Genomic DNA, 15,997 nt, shown 5'->3' with positions numbered 1-15,997 from the left:
CGCGGTCAGCCGCTGGCGTCGTCGAGGGCTTGGGTGAGGTGCTCGGCGATGACTTCGACGAAGGGCGGGTCGATCAGCGAGAGGTGATCGCCCTGGACGGGGACGACCTCGAGCGAGGGGCACAGCGGCGCCCATCCCAGGTCCGCCTCGGAGCGCAGATAGCGTGGGTCCAGGGCCGTCGTCAGCGGCTGGGCTTCTTGCGCTCGGTAGAGCACCACGTGCCCTTCGTACGGCCTGGGCCGGTAGCGTTCTCCCAGCCGTGCGTCGATGTACGAGGTCCGCTGATGCTCGAGGATGCCAGGGCTCATGCTGAGGCCTGCCTCGGCCACCAGCCGCATGACGACGTCGATCTGTTCCTCGTCGGGGGTGTTGGCCAGTTCCTCGTAGGGAAGCTCCAGACGGTGTCCGTAGGTCTGCTCGATGTATTGGACGAACCGGCCGAAGCGCTCGAGCAGCATCTGTGAGTCCAGGCCGGGCAGCGCTGCGGGCAGGATGGTGTCGATCAGTCCGAGGTAGCTCACGTCCTGGCCCTGCTCGCGGAGCTGACAGGCCGCTTCGTAGGCCAGGCAGCCTCCGAAGGACCAGCCCAGCAGATGGTAGGGGCCTTCGGGCCGAAGGTCTTTGATGATCCCCAGGTACCGGGTGGCCCTTTCCTCCAGCGAGGCGGCCTCCTCGATGCGCTCGAATCCGTAGACCGGCTGATCGGCACGGAGCAGCTGGACCAGGGGGCGGTAGACCGACGTGGGCCCGCCGGCGGGGTGGAAGGTGAACAGGGGCGGGCGGCGGCTGCCCTGCGGGGCTTGTCGAAGCGTGCGTACGATCCGGTTGCCGGTGCCGTTGACCGCGGGCCGGATGAGGTCTGCGATGGCGGCGACGGTAGGACCGTCCAGGACCTGTTCTTCGGTGAGGGCGAAGTCCCTGTCCCCCAGGCGCCGACGGATGCCCTCGGTGAGGGCGTGCACCGCGTGCGGGCCGCCGCATTCCGCGACGAAGTCGTCGTTGACGCTGGCGGGGCGGGCCCCCAGAACGTGACCCCACACACTCGCCACGAGGCGTTCGGCGGCGTCTCGGTGGCCGATCGTCGTCGGCAGGGGCGGGTAGTCGTCCTGGGCGGCAGGACGCGGCTGATCTGGGGTCGCGGGCAGCGGATCGGTGGGCGACGCCGGGTCCGCAGGCTGGAGTTTCAGTTCACTGAGCACCGCAGCGCCGAGGTCGCGCAGACTGGCTCCGCGCAGCAGAAGCGCCGGGGGCACTTCCACCGCGAAGTCGTGGCGGGCCGCGTTCTGGATCCGCACCGTCATCAGGGAATCCAGGCCGAGGTCCGTCAGCGCAACGTTGTCGTCCAGCTCGTGTGCCGCGAATCCCATGACCGCCGCCGTGCGTTTGGCCAGCCGTTCCAGGACCCTTGGGGCGGCTGCGTCGCCGAGTGCGGCGATGCCGTCGGGACCGATCCAGTCCTCGCCGAGGTCGGCTTCGTCCGAGAGCACGTCGGCGAAGAACGGTAGGGCTTGCAGGCCGGGGAAGGCCTGGAGGGCCCTTTGGGCGTCGAGGTGAACCACGCCGGTGTAGGGCCGCCCGCAGGTGACAAGTGCCTGCAGGGCGTCCAGCCCCTCGGACAGGGCGATGGGTTCCAGCGGCAGTGCCGGGTTGTCCGCCGGGGCGCCACCGACCTGCGCCCACGGCCCCCACGCGATGGCGGTCGCGGGGCGCCCGGCGGCTCGCCGCTGGTGCGCCATGGCGTCCAGCCAGGCATTGGCCGCCGCGTAGGCCGCCTGCCCGGGCGAACCGAACAGTGCGGCAGCGGAGCTGTAGGAGAGCCACCAATCGAGGCCGTGATCGTCTGTAGCGGCTTCGAGCTGAAGCGCGCCCATGACCTTGGGCCTGAAGACCTCCGCGATGTCGCAGGCCTGTAGGTCGGTGACGACGCGGTCATGAAGGACGCCGGCGGCGTGTGCGACACCACGCAGCACATGGCCTTCGGCCTCAGCGGCCTCCACCAGGCGTTGCGCCACCCCAGGGTCGGCGATATCGCCCTGGACGACGCTCACCGAGGTGCCCAGGTCGGCCAGGTCCCTCAAGGCCTGTGCCGTCTGCGGATCGGGGGCCCGGCGGCCGTTGAGCACGATACGGCCTGCTCCGTTTTTGGCCAGCTGCCTTGCCGTGGCCAGGCCCAGCCCGGTGAGTCCGCCGGTGAGGATGTAGGCGCCGTCAGGACGAGCGAAGGGCACGTTGTCGTACGGTTCGCTCAGGTCGGCCGGTGACAGGCGGGCCACGAGGCGGGTTCCGGCACGCCAGGCGACCTCGTCGGCATCGCCGTCGGCCAGGAGTTCTTGGACGAGGTCGTCCACCAGGGCGGGCTGCGGGGCGATGTCGACCAGGCAGGCCCGAAGTTCGGGGCGCTCAAGGGCCATGGCGCGAATGAGGCCACGCAGACAGGCCTGGTCGGGATGCGGTACTTCGCCCGGTGCTGCGCAGACGGCATTGCGGGTCACCAGCCACAGGCGGGGAGCCGGTGTCTGTGGCGGCGCGGAGACCAGAAGGCGTGCCACGTGTGCGGCCGCTTGCATTTCGTGCGAGGTCGCCACGGACGCCGGTTGGGGGCTTTTGAAGAGCATGGCAACAGCTGTCCGGTCGGCGCCGGCCCGGTGTCGCCAGTCGTCCAGGAGGGCGGCGATCGAGTCGTCGTGGTACTCGCCGATGGTGACGCTCATCCCTTTGTCCTCGAGGGCTGTCGCGAGGGGAGCGGCGAGTCGATGGCGATCGGCGTCCTGGGAGTCGGTCAACAACAAGATGGAATGCGGCGGGCGCGGTACACCGACGTCGGTCTTCGTCCACTGGATGTCATAGGTGATGTGGTCCAGGGGCGCGGGCACTTCGCTTTGCCGGACGGGCCGCGTCTGCACACCGTGGGCCACGATGTCCGACTGGCCCGACGCGCTCGCCGCCCAGACGTCCCAGCGGTCGCCCTGATGTGGCTCGTGCCCGTCGTCTGGCGGGCAGTGGCCGCCTGCCGAGAGCTCGCACCGGATGTGGTACTCGTCGTCCACCGCAGTGCGCTGCAACTGTAGCGATCGCAGTGAGGCCGCAGTGCGCACGCCCGCCGACGTCGGCCGGTTCGGATCCAGATCTGCTCCGGCCGCCTCCATGCCGGTCGGTGCGTGCAGCAGGACGTCGAGCAGTTGTGCCAGCGGACGCCTGCCCGGCGCCGGTTGCGCGTCAGTGCCGGCCTGCCAATGGAGCGTTGGCGTTTTGTTTGCGTCGTGGGGCCAGTCGTCTTCGAGGCGGCGCGGTGCGCTCACAATGCGACCCGAGGCGTGGCACAGCCACGTGCCTGCGGCGGTCCGGGAGTGGATGGTGACGGCTGCCTGGTGGGGGCCGGACGGCTGCCACACGGTCGTGATGGGGGTGCTGGCGGACAACGGCAGCCACTGGTGCACGACCAGGTCTTCGATGCGGACAGCCGTCAGATCGCTACGGCGCATGTCCACGGCCGCGGCGAACAGCAACTGCGCGCAGTCAGACAGGCTGAGTACGGGCCGTCCGTGCAGCTTGCGGGGCTGCTGCCGGACCTGGGCGGTACCCACGTCCCCGTGCCACAGGGTCCGTCCGGTCACCGGGTCTTCCACCCGCAGGCCGATCAGCGCGCCGCCGCGAGCGGACGTGCCCTTGTATGCTCTGCCGGCCGTGAACCAGTGTTTTACGTGGCGCCACGGCGGGGTGGGCACCGGTGCGCGCTTGCCGCTGGGCCACAGGGCCTGCCCGGCCCCGGCGACACCGGCGAGGTGGAGTCGGGCCAGTGCGGCGAACAGGTTGACCGTGTCGTCGCCGTTTTTGTGCAAGGTGGGCACCACGAGGGCGTCGTCTTGGGATACCGCGGCGAGGGTTTCGGCGAGCGGGACGGCCGCGACGGGATGTGGGGCGATCTCGACGAAGAGATCGTGGCCGTCCGCGGCAGCGGCCGTCACTGCCTGCTGGAAACGCACGGGCCGGCGTGCGTTGGCGCACCAGTAGTCCGCGTCCGGGTGCACAGGCGCGCGCGGGTCGTCCAGGACGGTGCTGTACCAGGCGATTGCGGGTGTACGAGCCTGGAGGGGATCGAGGGCTTCGCGCAGGACCGGCAGGATGGGGTCGACGGCACCGGAGTGGCCGGCTCCGCCCACGGCGAGCAGGCGGGCCAGTCGTCCTTGCGCCGTGAGGTCTTCGGTCAGCTGCCGGACGGGGTCGCTCGGCCCGGCCACCGTGCACCGCTGCGGTGAGGCGTGTACCGCGATGTCGACGCCGGGGTAGCGGCTGAGGACTGCGGCGCGTTCGTCGTCGGGCAGCTCGATCGCTGCCATGGCGCCTGCGTGTTCCTCGTCGATGCCGGTGAGCTGCAGCGAGCGGTGATGCATTACCCGCAGGCCATCGGGCAGGGCAAGTGCGCCGGTGACCACTGCTGCGCTGACCTCTCCCATCGAGTGGCCGATCACCGCGGCCGGCGTGACGCCGTGCGCGCGCACGGCGTCGGCGAGCGCGACCTGCAGTCCGAACAGGAGCGGCTGGACACGGTCCACGCTCGTGCTCTGTTCCTGCATGATCAGGTCGGTGAGGGAAATGCCCAGCTCCGCTGCGAAGGCAGGGTCCATTCGGTTCACGGATGCGGCGAAGGCCTGATTCTCCTGAAGCAGGCGGCGCCCCATGCCGCTCCACTGGGAGCCGTAGCCGGAGAACACGAAGACCGCACGGCGAGAACCGGGCCGATCGGCCCGGGCGCTGGCCTCGATGACGGCGGGCACTGACTCCTCACGCACGAGTGCGGCCAGCGCGCCCACCAGGTCACTGGTTGTTCTTCCCACGACGCCCGCGCTGACGGGACCGCGGTTGAGGTGCGCCAGGGTGTGGGCAAGGTCGGTGAGAGGGGGGGCGTCTTTGGAAGCCAGCCGGTGTGCGAGGCACGTGGCGACGTCGCGCAGGCGGTCCTTGGAGCGCGCGGTGACGAGCAGGACATGGGGAGCCTCGCTGTCAGCGGCTTCGTGGTGCGCGGTCGCGCTCCCTGCACGCGCTGTCATCGCGGGCGGCGGCGCCTGTTCCAGGACGACGTGTGCGTTGGTGCCTCCGAAGCCGAAGGCGGACACCCCGGCCAGGGCCGGCTGGTGCGGCCGGTGGGGCCACGGCGTCGGCTCGGTGACAACGCGCAGTCCCAAAGCCGTGAAGTCGATGTGCGGGTTGGGGCGTTGGAAGTGCAGGGTCGCAGGCAGGTGGCCGTGGTGGAGCGAGAGCACGGTCTTGATCAGGCCGACGATGCCTGCCGCACCCTCGAGGTGTCCTAGGTTGCTCTTGACGGATCCGATCAGCAGCGGGCGGTCGGCCGTGCGCCCCCGTCCCAGGACGTCGCCGAGGGCGTCCGCCTCGATGGGGTCGCCCAGGAGGGTGCCGGTGCCGTGTGCCTCGACGTAGTCGACATCGGTCGCCTCCACCCGGGCGTCGCGCAGAGCGCTGCGCAGCAAGGCACGCTGGGCGTGGGGGTTGGGGGCCATGAGTCCGGCCGAGCGGCCGTCGGAATTGACGGCGCTGCCGCGGATGACGGCAAGGATCCGGTCACCGTCGCGATGGGCGTCGGGCAGTCTCTTGAGGACGACAACGCCGCAGCCCTCCCCTCGTGTGATGCCGTCTGCGCTGGCGTCGAAGGGCTTGCATCTGCCGTCGGCCGCCAGCGCGCCGGCCTGGTCGAAGGTGACGGTGGTGGCCGGGGACAACACCACATTGATGCCCGCTGCCAGCGCCGTGTGGCTCTCTCCACTGCGCAGGCTGCGACACGCCTGGTGAACGGCGACCAGCGATGACGAGCACGCGGAATCGATGGTCATGCTCGGCCCGCGCAGGTCCAGCAGGTAGGACATGCGGTTGGCAACGATGCTGCCCGCTGCTCCGGTACTGGTCCAGGCCGTGACACGGCAGACGTCGGCGGCGGTCAGATGCCCGTATTCCAGTGCGCTGATGCCGACGAATACGCCGGTGGCGCTCGCTCGCAGGCTTTCGGCGCCGATCCCTGCGTGATTGAGGGCCTCACAGCCCACCTCGAGCAGGAGGCGCTGCTGGGGATCCATGGCTTCGGCTTCGCGCGGGGTGATGCCGAAGAAGTCGGCGTCGAAGCCTTCGACGTCGTCCAGGAATCCCCCCCATCGACAGGTGTGTTCCAGTACGGCGGCGGTCTCGGCTGTGCCGTTGTCGAAGTCGCGCCAGCGGTGGGGGGGAACCCGGCCCACGGCGTCGGTGCCGGCGAGCAGCTGCTGCCAGAACGCCTCAGGACCGTTGATCTTGCCGGGAAGACGGCACCCGATGCCCACCACCGCGATCGGCACCGCATCGGTTTCCGGCGCGTCGTCGTCGGGCGCGGTCCGCCGGTCCTGGCCCGGCTCTTGCCCTGGGGCCAGGTGGTCAAGGAGTGCCTCGATGGTCGGGTTCTCCCACAGCAGCGTGGTGGGAAGCGACGTGTTCAGTAACTCTTCGAGACGGCCGCTGAGTTCGACCGCGTCGCGTGACGTCAGACCGTATTCGGGCAGCGGGCGCGTGTCCTCGAGTTCGCCCACCGGAACGCCGCACATGCTCGCGACGAGTTCCCGCAGCACGACGCGCAGCTCTGTCGGGTGGGGTGGGGTCTGGGGGGTGTCGGCGCCCTCGAGCCCGGGGCCCTCTGCCGAGGTGTCGCCCTGTCGACCTGCTGCGGCCATGCGCCGTCAATTCCCTTCCGAATCCGCCGGCTTCGTCTGCCACTGCCCTGCGAGGTACTTCTCGCGGCAGGCCGGGCGGGCGACCTTGCCGCTGGTCGTGTGAGGCACGGTGTTGGGTGCCGCAAACACGAAGTCGTGGACGGTGATCGCGTGGCTGTGGGCGACGGCTGCGCGCACGGCGCGGGTAACTTCTGCGCGAACAGAGTCGGGGTCGGTGAGGTCGCGCACGTGCTCGGCGACGATGACGAGCTTTTCTGCCTCTTCGGAACTGACGGCGAAGGCCGCGCAGTGGTGGCGCCGAATGGCGGCATGCGCGTTTTGCGCGGTTTCCTCGATGTCGTGCGGATAGTGATTGGTGCCGTCGACGATCACCAGGTCCTTGGTGCGGCCCGTCACATAGAGTTGCTTGTCGTGCCACAATCCCAAGTCGCCTGTGCGAAGCCAGCGTTGGGCCGGCTGATGCGGGTCCTCCCCGTCAAGAACCGCGTGGAAGATTTCGCCGGTCTCCTTGGGGTGGCCCCAGTACCCGCGTCCGACGTTGGGCCCCCTGACCCAGATCTCGCCGACCGTGCCGTCTTCTTGTTGGCGGCATGTCACGGGGTCGACGATGGCGACGTCCTGAGCGATCGGCCGGCCGCAGGCGACCAGCTCGCTGGTGGGCGAGCCCTCTGCGGGCTCGACGACACAGGCCGTGCCCTGCGCCAGCATGTTCCGGTCGAAAACGGTGACCGTCGGCTCTTCCTCCTGGGGAGAGGTGGCGACGAACACCGTCGCCTCCGCCAGGCCGTAGGAGGGGCGCATGATCACGGTGCGCATGCCGTGGGGCCCGAAAGTCTCCTGGAAGCGGGCCAGGGTCCGGCTGCGAATCGGTTCGCTGCCATTGACCATCGCGGCCACGGACCCCAGGGACAGGCCGGCGCGTTCGCTGTCTCGCACTCGCTGCACGCAATAGTCGTAGGCGAAGTTCGGCGCCGCGGTCAGAGCGCCGCTGTGCCGGGTGAGCAGGCGCAGCCATCGCGCGGGCTGCTGGACGAATGCCGCCGGATCCATGAGGACCGAGGAAACACCGCCGACCACGGGCAGCACGACCATCAGTACCAGACCCATGTCGTGGTAGAGCGGCAACCATCCGACAGTGCAGTTGCGGTTTGGGTGGATGTCGTAAGCTTCCAGCGCCTGGTGGGCGTTGGCGCAGACATTGGCGTGCGTGATCTCCACCCCGGACGGGGATCTCGTCGATCCCGACGTGTACTGCAAGTAGGCACAGTCCTCGGGCCCGACGAGCCAGTGCGGCTCCTGCTCGTCGTCATCGTCGGCGTACTGCTGAACGTCTGACAGCGTCGTGATGTGCGTACCCGGGTGGACGCCTGCCTCAGCGCAGAAGGCTTCCACCGAAGCGCGCTGCTCTTGGGTGCAGATGGTCAGCATGGGAGCGGCGTCGTTGAGGGAGGAAGCCAACTTCTCACTGTGGCCGGGCAGGGAGGGCGGGAACAAAGGGACCGCGATCGCTCCGGCGCAGGCGGCCGCAAGGAAGCTGACGACGTAATCCAAACCCTGGGGGGCGACGAGGGCCACTCGCTCACCGGCCGCCCCCATGCGACGCAGGCCCGTCGCAGCTGCCCGGACCTTATCCTCGAGCTCTCTCCATGTCAGCTCGTGCGCAGTGCCGTCTCTGTCGGCGCTGAAGTCCACAAACGTGAAGGCCGTCTTGTTGGGCGCCTGCGCTGCCGACTGAGCCAGATAATGGCTGAGCGTATCTCTCACAAATGAGGGCACTGAGTCACCAAGCCTTCGTCGTGTCGGACAGGAGCGAAGGATTTCCCGTCCGCCCAGCGCAGACAAGCATCGCGACGTGCTTGCACGAGCCGGCCGTACGAGTCGCGGCCCACACCTACCTGAAGCGGTCGCGCGTAAGATCAGAGAAACACACCCGTGAGCTGGGAACCGGGTGACACGCCATGGGCGCGCAGCATAAGCACCTGGCGTCCTGTCACTGCCGTATGGGTACGGCTTTCCCCCGTGTCGGCTCTGTACGGATGGTGTGGAGTCAGGAGATGTCCGGGGCGGCAAGGCGCCGAGCACAACGGGACGCGCGGTGGCGATTTCATGGCCGGTATCGGGTGAAGCCGTCGAGGCGGAAAGTCTTCGAGAGCGCGGTCGGTGGGAGTCGGGGTGATGCGAGCATGCGCCGGCTGCCTCGCGTGACGACGCGGGGCGCCGCGCCCGCCGGCCCGGCGATCAACCAGGTCCTTTCCTGCGGCGCCTTGGGTGAGGGGATCAGTCTCAGGAGGCTGTCTGCACGCTGACGACACCTGCCCCCGGACCCGTGGCGATGACTTGCGTTTTCGCCGACATTTCGCTGGCCCCGGGCACCGGGTCCGAACAGTCGCAGAAAGCGGCCAGCTGACGACTTCTCGCAGGCGGCCATGTCGAACACGGCACGGTTTTCGGCGTGTCGGTTTTGAGGGCCGTGATCTCTCACCGAGGATTGTCAGCACCGGTTGAGCTGCGGCGATCGTCGCCATCAGGCCGGGCCGACTCACGGGGCTAATCAATGAGCCGACTGCGCCATATCGGTATGCTTTCGGCCGTCATCCTGCCCTCATTCATGACGGCCCTTGACAGCACAGTCGTCAACGTGGCCCTACCTCAGATCCAATGAGAATTAGGCCTGGACGAGTCAGGCCTCAAGTGGGTAGCGGCTGTTTACCCGCTCATGTATGCCAGTTCTCTTCTGTTCGGAGGTCACCTGACGGACAGAAAGGGCCGCCGACCGACCCTGATCGTTGGCGTGGCCATTTTCACGCTGTCGTCGGCGGTGTGCAGCGTGTCGGAGCACGCGGGGGCGCTGATCGCGGGCCGAGGGCTGCAGGGTGTGGGAGCCGCTTTGATTTCACCCGCGTCCCTGGCAGTGCTGTCGCACGACCTTCCTCCCCGTTCCAGAAGCGGCGGCATCGCCGCTCTGACGGTCGCTTTGGCCTCAGCTCTGGCGAGCGGCCCCGTCCTGTCGGGATTGATCACGGAGCACCTGGGCTGGAACTGGCTGTTCGCGATCAACATTCCCGTCGGGGTCGTGTGCTTGTTCCTCGCCATCGTCCATGTGCCTTCACTGTCATCTTTTGCGGCTTTTGCGGCGGCACCGGCCGTTGCTGTACCTACCACTCCTTTGCGCATGGTGGCTTTGTTCTGTCTCCCCCTCGGCGGACTGTCCTATTGCCTCATCGAGGCGCCCCGTTACGGGTTCGCCGCCCCCCGTGTCGCCATCGTCGGCATGCTGTCCGTCCTGTCGTTGCTCATGCTTGCCGTGAAGCCATCGTCTCGCCGTCGGTCCGCCGTCAAAGTGCTGTTCGCTCAGCGCGCTTTCACCGGCGGAACGATCAGCCAGCTGCTCTGGGGGTCAGGCGTCAGCGGCGTCTACTTCTTCACCACACTGTTCATTCAGAATGTGCTGCGCCTGAGCCCCACATCCGCCGGGCTCCTGTTCACGCCGGTGGCTCTGGCTCTGTTGGTGACCGCTCCGTTCGTCACTCGGCTGGCTCGGCGCTGGGGGGACGGGCGGGTGTCGGCCGCGGGTCTGTTCCTCGTCTCCGCGGGACTGCTACTTGTGGCGGTGGGGAGCGGGCGCCACGACGCCGTGGCTCTCATTCCCGGGCTGGCGGCGATCGGCTTCGGCTCGGCCCTGGCCGTTCCGCTGACCACACGGGCTCTGGAAGCCTCTCCAGAGGGCCTCTCCGGAGTCGCCGCCGGACTGTTCAGCGCCACACGTGAAGCCTCTGGGGTCTTCGGCATCGCCGTAGTGGGTCTGATCGTGACGTACGTGCAGCGTTCGGTGTCATCAACCAGCGTTGACGCCGAGCACGCCTTCCTTGCGGGCTACCAGGTGGGGCTGTGCACCGCTGCGGCGATGGTGGCCACCGGGGTGCCCGTCGCCCTGTGGGCACTGCACAAAAAACAGGTATGCCCGCAACACCACTGCACCACAGCGTGAGTGCGACCGCGCCAGTGGCGGGGCCGGTGCGCGGATGAGATGAAAAGAACTGGTCCGGTATGTGTTCCGGGTCGGTGCTGTCGATGGCGGCCTGCCGCTGCGTTCAAGGTCCGCCGCCGAGATCCTCATCGGCATCGGTGACGCCGGCGGCGCCGCCACCGCCGGCTGTCTCACCACCCGCGCAGGCCTGGCATCCGTGCCCCAGGAGGTCCGGGGGGGTTCCCTCTGCGGCGAACGCCCTTCACGGCGCCACACCCAGCAGCTCAAACGGGCAGCCTCTGGTCTCAGACGCCTTGCGCTTCCCGACCGTTTGTTGCGGCAGCGGCGAACGCCGCAGATGGCTCAGCGCGGCACTCCGGGAAACGGGGCACGGCCAGCAGACTGGCCAGTCGTGCAGCCGCCCGGCCGCACGACTCCCGCGACACCTGAAATATCTGCCCGACAAGACACACCGTGCGGCGCTGACGGCGCTCCAGCAGTCCGCGAATCTGCTCGCGGAAGCCCTGCCGCCCGCAGCCCAGGACCGGACAGACCAGCCGCCGTACGCGCCGGTGGACGACGACCTGGCGGCCGTCGACCGGCAGGTCCACACCGTTCGGCGGTGATAACCGTGACCTTCGCCGTCCCGCACACCGGACACGGCACCGCCACGTCCCGAGTACGAGCCGAGATCACCACCGCGTCGCCGCCGTCGCCACGTCCTCGACGACCAGCGCCGAAAGCCCCGAAAACACCGTCTCCGTAGGGACGTTGATATCCATCGGCCAGCTCGGCGCTTGTTGGGGTTGGGCCCGGTAGTGGCTGTGGGGCTGTGGGTGGTGGTCGGGGTGGGTGCGTGGTGGGTGGACGGGCGGCGTTATGTGAGTTGGTTGAGGATGTGGCGTGCGTGGGTGACGCCGTTTTCGTTGGCGAGGGTGTGGGCGAGTTGACGGGTGGTGGTGGTGTACGGGGGGTGCTGGGTGAGTTGGCGTAGGCGTTGGGTGAGGGTGGTGAGGGTGAGTTGGCGGAAGGGTAGGGGTGGGGGGCCTGCGCCGAGTTGGTGTACGCGTGAGGCCCAGTAGGTTTGGTCGCCGAAGAAGGGGCAGATGAGGCAGGGTTTTCCGGCGCGTAGCGCGGTGGCGGTGGTGCCGGCGCCGCCGTGGTGGACGACAGCGGCCATGTGGGGGAAGAGTTGGTCGTGGGGGGTGTCGTTGATGGCGAGGATGTCTTTTTCGCTGGTGGTGGGGTCTGCGGCGAGTACGCCGCGTAGTCCCGCGTGTTTGAGTGCTGTGCGGATGAGATGGTCGGTGGCTTGCGGGTTGGGGGGCTTCATGCTGCCGAAGCCGATGTAGACGGGTGGGGGGCCGTCGGCGAGGAAGGCGAGCAGTCGTTGGGGAGGTTCCCATTGTGGCTGTTCGTGGTGCCAGAAGCCGGTGAGGTGGACGTTGGGTCCCCAGTCGGGTGGCCGGGTGACCAACGTGGGGCTGAATGCGCACAGGACGGGGGCTCGGCGGATGTGGTGGAACGGGGCGAGGAGGGACATGGGTGGCAGGCCGAGGTGTTCACGGCGCCAGTCGTTGATGAAGGGTCGGCACATGAGCCAGGATCCGGCGTCGACGGCGTCGAAGCTGAGGCGGTTGCCGAGTCTTCCCAGGAAGCGGGCGGCAGGTGCCATGGGGTGGGGGAACGTGGCGGTGGGCTGGCTGGGCTGGAAGTGGATGATTGCGTGCGGTACTCGCAGGTATTGGCTGAGGTGAACGCCGAGGAATCCGTAGGTGGGGGCAAGGACCAGGTCGGCGCCCTCGGCTGCGGCGCGAGTCTCTTCGAGAATCTGTGCGATCCCAGGCCGCAGGACGCGGCTGATGCCGCGGATGAATGCGGCCGGATTGCGCCGGCTGGCCAGTAGCTGTTGGCCGTGGGCCGACTCGATGATCTCAGCCGGGTCGGCGGAGAGGGGGTGGAAGTCCACTCCCGGGGTGTGGTTCAGGTGTTGGTAGCGGGCGCTGGCGAGCAGGCGCACGGCGTCGCCCTGCTGGGCCAGTGCGTGGCCCAGGGCCAAGCAGGGCTGGACGTCTCCGCGAGATCCTGCCGCGAAGATCATCACTGTTCGGCCCATGGCTGTGCCTTTCCGCGTCGGCGCTTGCCGAGGCTGGTGGTGCTTTTCACCTCAGTGCCTTCTGGATGGCGGGCCACAGGGTGTGCAGTTCCCGGTTCCAGTAGGGCCAGGAATGCGTGCCGGGCCGGTAAAAGTGGGTCGTCGTCCTGACGCCTGACGAGCGGAGCGCCGCGGCGAATCTCTTCATCGATGTGGGCAGTGCCGATTCGGCCAGTGCGCCTACCAGCACGACGTCGAATGCGTGGTGTGCGTCCAGGGGGCCGGGCGTTCCATCGCCCGCGGACAGGTGGACCTTTGTTCCGCGGAAGGCGGCTGGCATCGCCGCGGGGTTGTGGGCCTGCCAGATGTCGGCGTCAGTGTGCGGGTCACCCCACACCTTTCGCAGGTCGGTGCCTTCCCTGTGGGCGCCGAGCGCCAGAGCCAGACGCGCCGGGGGGTCGTTGAGGTCGACGTAGGAACTCATGGACGCCACGTAGCGGAACATGCCCCGGTGATGGGCTGCGTAGTTGAGTGCGCCGAACCCTCCCATGGACAGGCCCATGATCGCTCGGGAGGAGCTGGCCCGGTACCTCTCTTCCATGAGTCGGACCAACTCGACGGTGTGAAAGGTCTCCCATCGAGGAGTGCCGGCCTTCCAGTTGGTGTAATAGCCGGCTCTGCCGCCGTCGGGCATCACCACCAGGACGTCGGATTGCTCGGCGAGCGCCTCGATGTCCGTCTCTCGTGTCCAGGAGGTGTAGTCGTCGTCCCCGCCGTGCAGCATGTACAGCACGGGGAATGTGGCCAGCCTGTGAGTTTTCCAGCTTCTGGGAAGGATGACCCTGACCGGGATGGAGCTGTGCATCGCAGGTGAACTGACCGTCAGGTCAAGGGTACGGGCGTCGATTTCACGCATGGCAGTGATCTGGGCGCCGCCCTCGTCGGGACGGGGCGCGTCGCCCGCGCGGGCATGTGCAGTCGTGGCGCCGAGCAGCGCGGTGACCAGCAGCAGGGAGCAGGTCAGAAGCCGACCGCGTCTGACGCGCTGTGCGCGGCCGGTCGAAGCGGATGTGACGAGAGGTGACATGAGCTGCGGGGACTCCTTAGCGAAGCGACAAGCTCGGGGGGAAGCGGTGCTCACGCATCAGGCACTGCGTGTCGGCGTTCTGCCGCGGTGATGTGGGGGGAGGCATGCGCTACGTGGCAGGCTCATTTCGACGATCGAGTGATCGTGACTGGTGCGGCCGGGCTACGCGCAGGGTGCGTCGGCGGTGGCGGTGGCCTCAGGGCGACGGGCCTGGGCCGCAAACAGGCATCCGGCGTTCTCCTGGGCGGGCGGGAGGGCCGACTTCGGCGGGGCACTGTGCGGCCGTGCGTGGCTTTGTGAGCACGGCTGCTCCTTCCACGCACGTCCATGGGCAAGATCGAGCTACACGGGGTCGACCATGCCCAGGCGGGAGGGAAAGCGCCAGGCGACACACCGCTTTGCCCTGGAAAGCGACTGATGTGTGGGTGGCTGTGTGGGGAGGGAGACGCTCAATTGTGCGTCCGACCGCAGTGTCGACGGGGAGACCCGCCACTGTGTCAGGAAGTCGAACGAGATGCCCTCGTCGCGTCCCAGAAAATAAACGGCATCACTGAAGACGCCGCCGCTGAACGCCTCGTAGAGCTCCTTGTAGTCCGCCGGCAGTGGAACCCCCAGCTCTCCCTCGATCGCGGCCCGGTCTACGGAGATCCCGAGCGGCTCCCACCCGGTCAGTTCGATCACTCGCTGAACCCACATACGACAGTCTTTCAGCACCGGCCTTCGTCCCGATGCCTGTTCCCCGGAAGCCGTAACTCCGTTTCGAGCTGGTCCCGTCGGGCGGCATACTCCGATACGGCCGACCCACCCGGCCTCTCGGCTGGAGCGACGTCGCGTTCCAGCCGAGGGCCGCTTCTGGACGGTGGTGATGCTCGAAGGAGCGCGTTCCAGGCTGGTCGACTCGGACAGTGCGGGGTGGGGAACGCAGCAGAGCTCGATGTGCATCTGGTGCAGCCGACTTCCGCCACGCAAGACGCTCCGGTGCTCACCACCGAACACCCGGCGACTCCCTGGGGAACCCCGCCGTGACCGTGGACGGCCGGGCCCGGGCCTGACCGCCGCCCTCGACTACCCGCGCGACGGCGACAGGCTCACCGTCCAGGAAGTCGACCGACTCGGCCGCACCCTCGCACGAGAAGTGCCCGCAACCACCTCCAACGGTTGCGGGCACCTCGCGTGCGCCGACGGGGAACCGGTCGCGGCGGCCTTGTTGGGGCCCCGGTGGACGTTCTCCCGTGTCGGCTGATCCTCAGCAGTCGCGCAGTTCGGAGACGTACGGCCGGGTGCCGGGCTTGGATTCGCCGTGGCTCTGTCCCGGGGCGAGGCTGAAGCAGGCCCCGTCGGTGGTGCCCACCCAGATCATGCGGGTCCGGATGGTGTAGCCGCAGTCGTTCCTGGCGTTTGCCAGCGAACGGTACTGGCCGTCACGGATGTAGTCGGTCTGGTACAGGTAGACGCAACTCGGTGCGGCACTGATGCCGGCCGACGACGCGCTGGGCGCGGTGACAGCGGAAGCAGGAGCAGCGGTCGCCGTGGCCGCGCTGGCGAAGAGACCAGCTGCGGCCAGGCCGGTGATGGCGACAGTTCGGACGAAGTTGGACCTCATAGTGACAGCTGCCTTTCGATGGGGTGGGCCTTCGCCACGTCGGCGAGAAGCGCTTGTTGGTCTGATGGCACGGTCATGGTTCGGCTGCCGGCACGAGCGGTGCCATGAGCAAGAAGGCACCTGCGGGTAGCCGTTCGCGCGGCGACCCGCGGCCCGGTTGGCCGGCAGCCTCCGCCGCTATTGACGGAAGGTGGACGCCGGCTCTGCTGTACTGGCTTGCCCCCGCGCAGCCCGACATCGCTGGCGTCCGCCGCAGAGAAGTACCGAGTCATGGCAAGAACTGGACCTGGTGATCCCGCTGACGTGGGTGAAGCGGTCATACGCGTCCCTCGTGTCGCAGGTGGCGTGCCTCCAGGAGTCCGGCACCAGGCGTCCCCGGACATGTCGAACGCTATGAATGCTCCACGCTGCCGACACGGGCGGCCATCCCCTTAAGCCAGGGCTTAGACCGTGTCCTACATGGTCGGTTGGTCGTTGGGTTGGGCATGGGGCGGGGTACGTGGAGTTGGATTGTTCCGGACGGCTTGTGGGAGAT

Annotated in this window: 7 protein-coding genes and 1 pseudogene; 1 reads left to right on the top strand and 7 read right to left on the bottom strand. The window is 68.2% G+C overall.

The features are described 5' to 3' along the window. Positions 1-5: 5 nt before the first annotated feature. Together ACZ5Y0_RS33080 and ACZ5Y0_RS33075 are read right to left on the bottom strand one after the other, a co-directional pair. Positions 6-6,710 (bottom strand): SDR family NAD(P)-dependent oxidoreductase, encoded by a 6,705-nt coding sequence (locus tag ACZ5Y0_RS33080; protein WP_469132345.1) that lies wholly within the window; start codon positions 6,708-6,710, stop codon positions 6-8. 6 nt (positions 6,711-6,716) lie between these two features. After that, on the bottom strand, positions 6,717-8,474 hold the full coding sequence (locus ACZ5Y0_RS33075; protein WP_469132344.1) for a fatty acyl-AMP ligase: 1,758 nt from the start codon (positions 8,472-8,474) through the stop codon (positions 6,717-6,719). Positions 8,475-9,381: 907 nt separating this feature from the next. On the opposite strand from ACZ5Y0_RS33075, the gene ACZ5Y0_RS33070 reads away from it, so the two are divergent. Beyond that, positions 9,382-10,698, top strand: coding sequence for an MFS transporter (locus tag ACZ5Y0_RS33070; protein ID WP_469132383.1), 1,317 nt, complete (start codon positions 9,382-9,384; stop codon positions 10,696-10,698). A gap of 316 nt (positions 10,699-11,014) precedes the next feature. Here the strand turns inward: ACZ5Y0_RS33070 and ACZ5Y0_RS33065 are convergent. The 5 genes and pseudogenes from ACZ5Y0_RS33065 to ACZ5Y0_RS33045 form a co-directional block, all read right to left on the bottom strand. Continuing rightward, positions 11,015-11,459: pseudogene (locus ACZ5Y0_RS33065) on the bottom strand (transposase family protein); the annotation flags it as partial. Between the two features lie 95 nt (positions 11,460-11,554). Further along, positions 11,555-12,793, bottom strand: a complete 1,239-nt coding sequence (locus ACZ5Y0_RS33060; protein ID WP_469132343.1) for a glycosyltransferase — start codon at positions 12,791-12,793, stop codon at positions 11,555-11,557. A 46-nt stretch (positions 12,794-12,839) separates the two neighbouring features. After that, a complete protein-coding gene (locus ACZ5Y0_RS33055) occupies positions 12,840-13,859 on the bottom strand; it encodes an alpha/beta hydrolase (RefSeq protein ID WP_469132342.1) in 1,020 nt (339 codons plus the stop codon). A 342-nt stretch (positions 13,860-14,201) separates the two neighbouring features. Further along, positions 14,202-14,540, bottom strand: a complete 339-nt coding sequence (locus tag ACZ5Y0_RS33050) for an SMI1/KNR4 family protein (protein ID WP_469132341.1) — start codon at positions 14,538-14,540, stop codon at positions 14,202-14,204. A 565-nt stretch (positions 14,541-15,105) separates the two neighbouring features. After that, a complete protein-coding gene (locus tag ACZ5Y0_RS33045; RefSeq protein ID WP_469132340.1) occupies positions 15,106-15,462 on the bottom strand; it encodes a hypothetical protein in 357 nt (118 codons plus the stop codon). Positions 15,463-15,997: the final 535 nt, after the last annotated feature.

The organism is Streptomyces sp. NPDC033216, from assembly GCF_055577115.1.
This window is presented reverse-complemented; position numbering and strand designations above follow the sequence as displayed.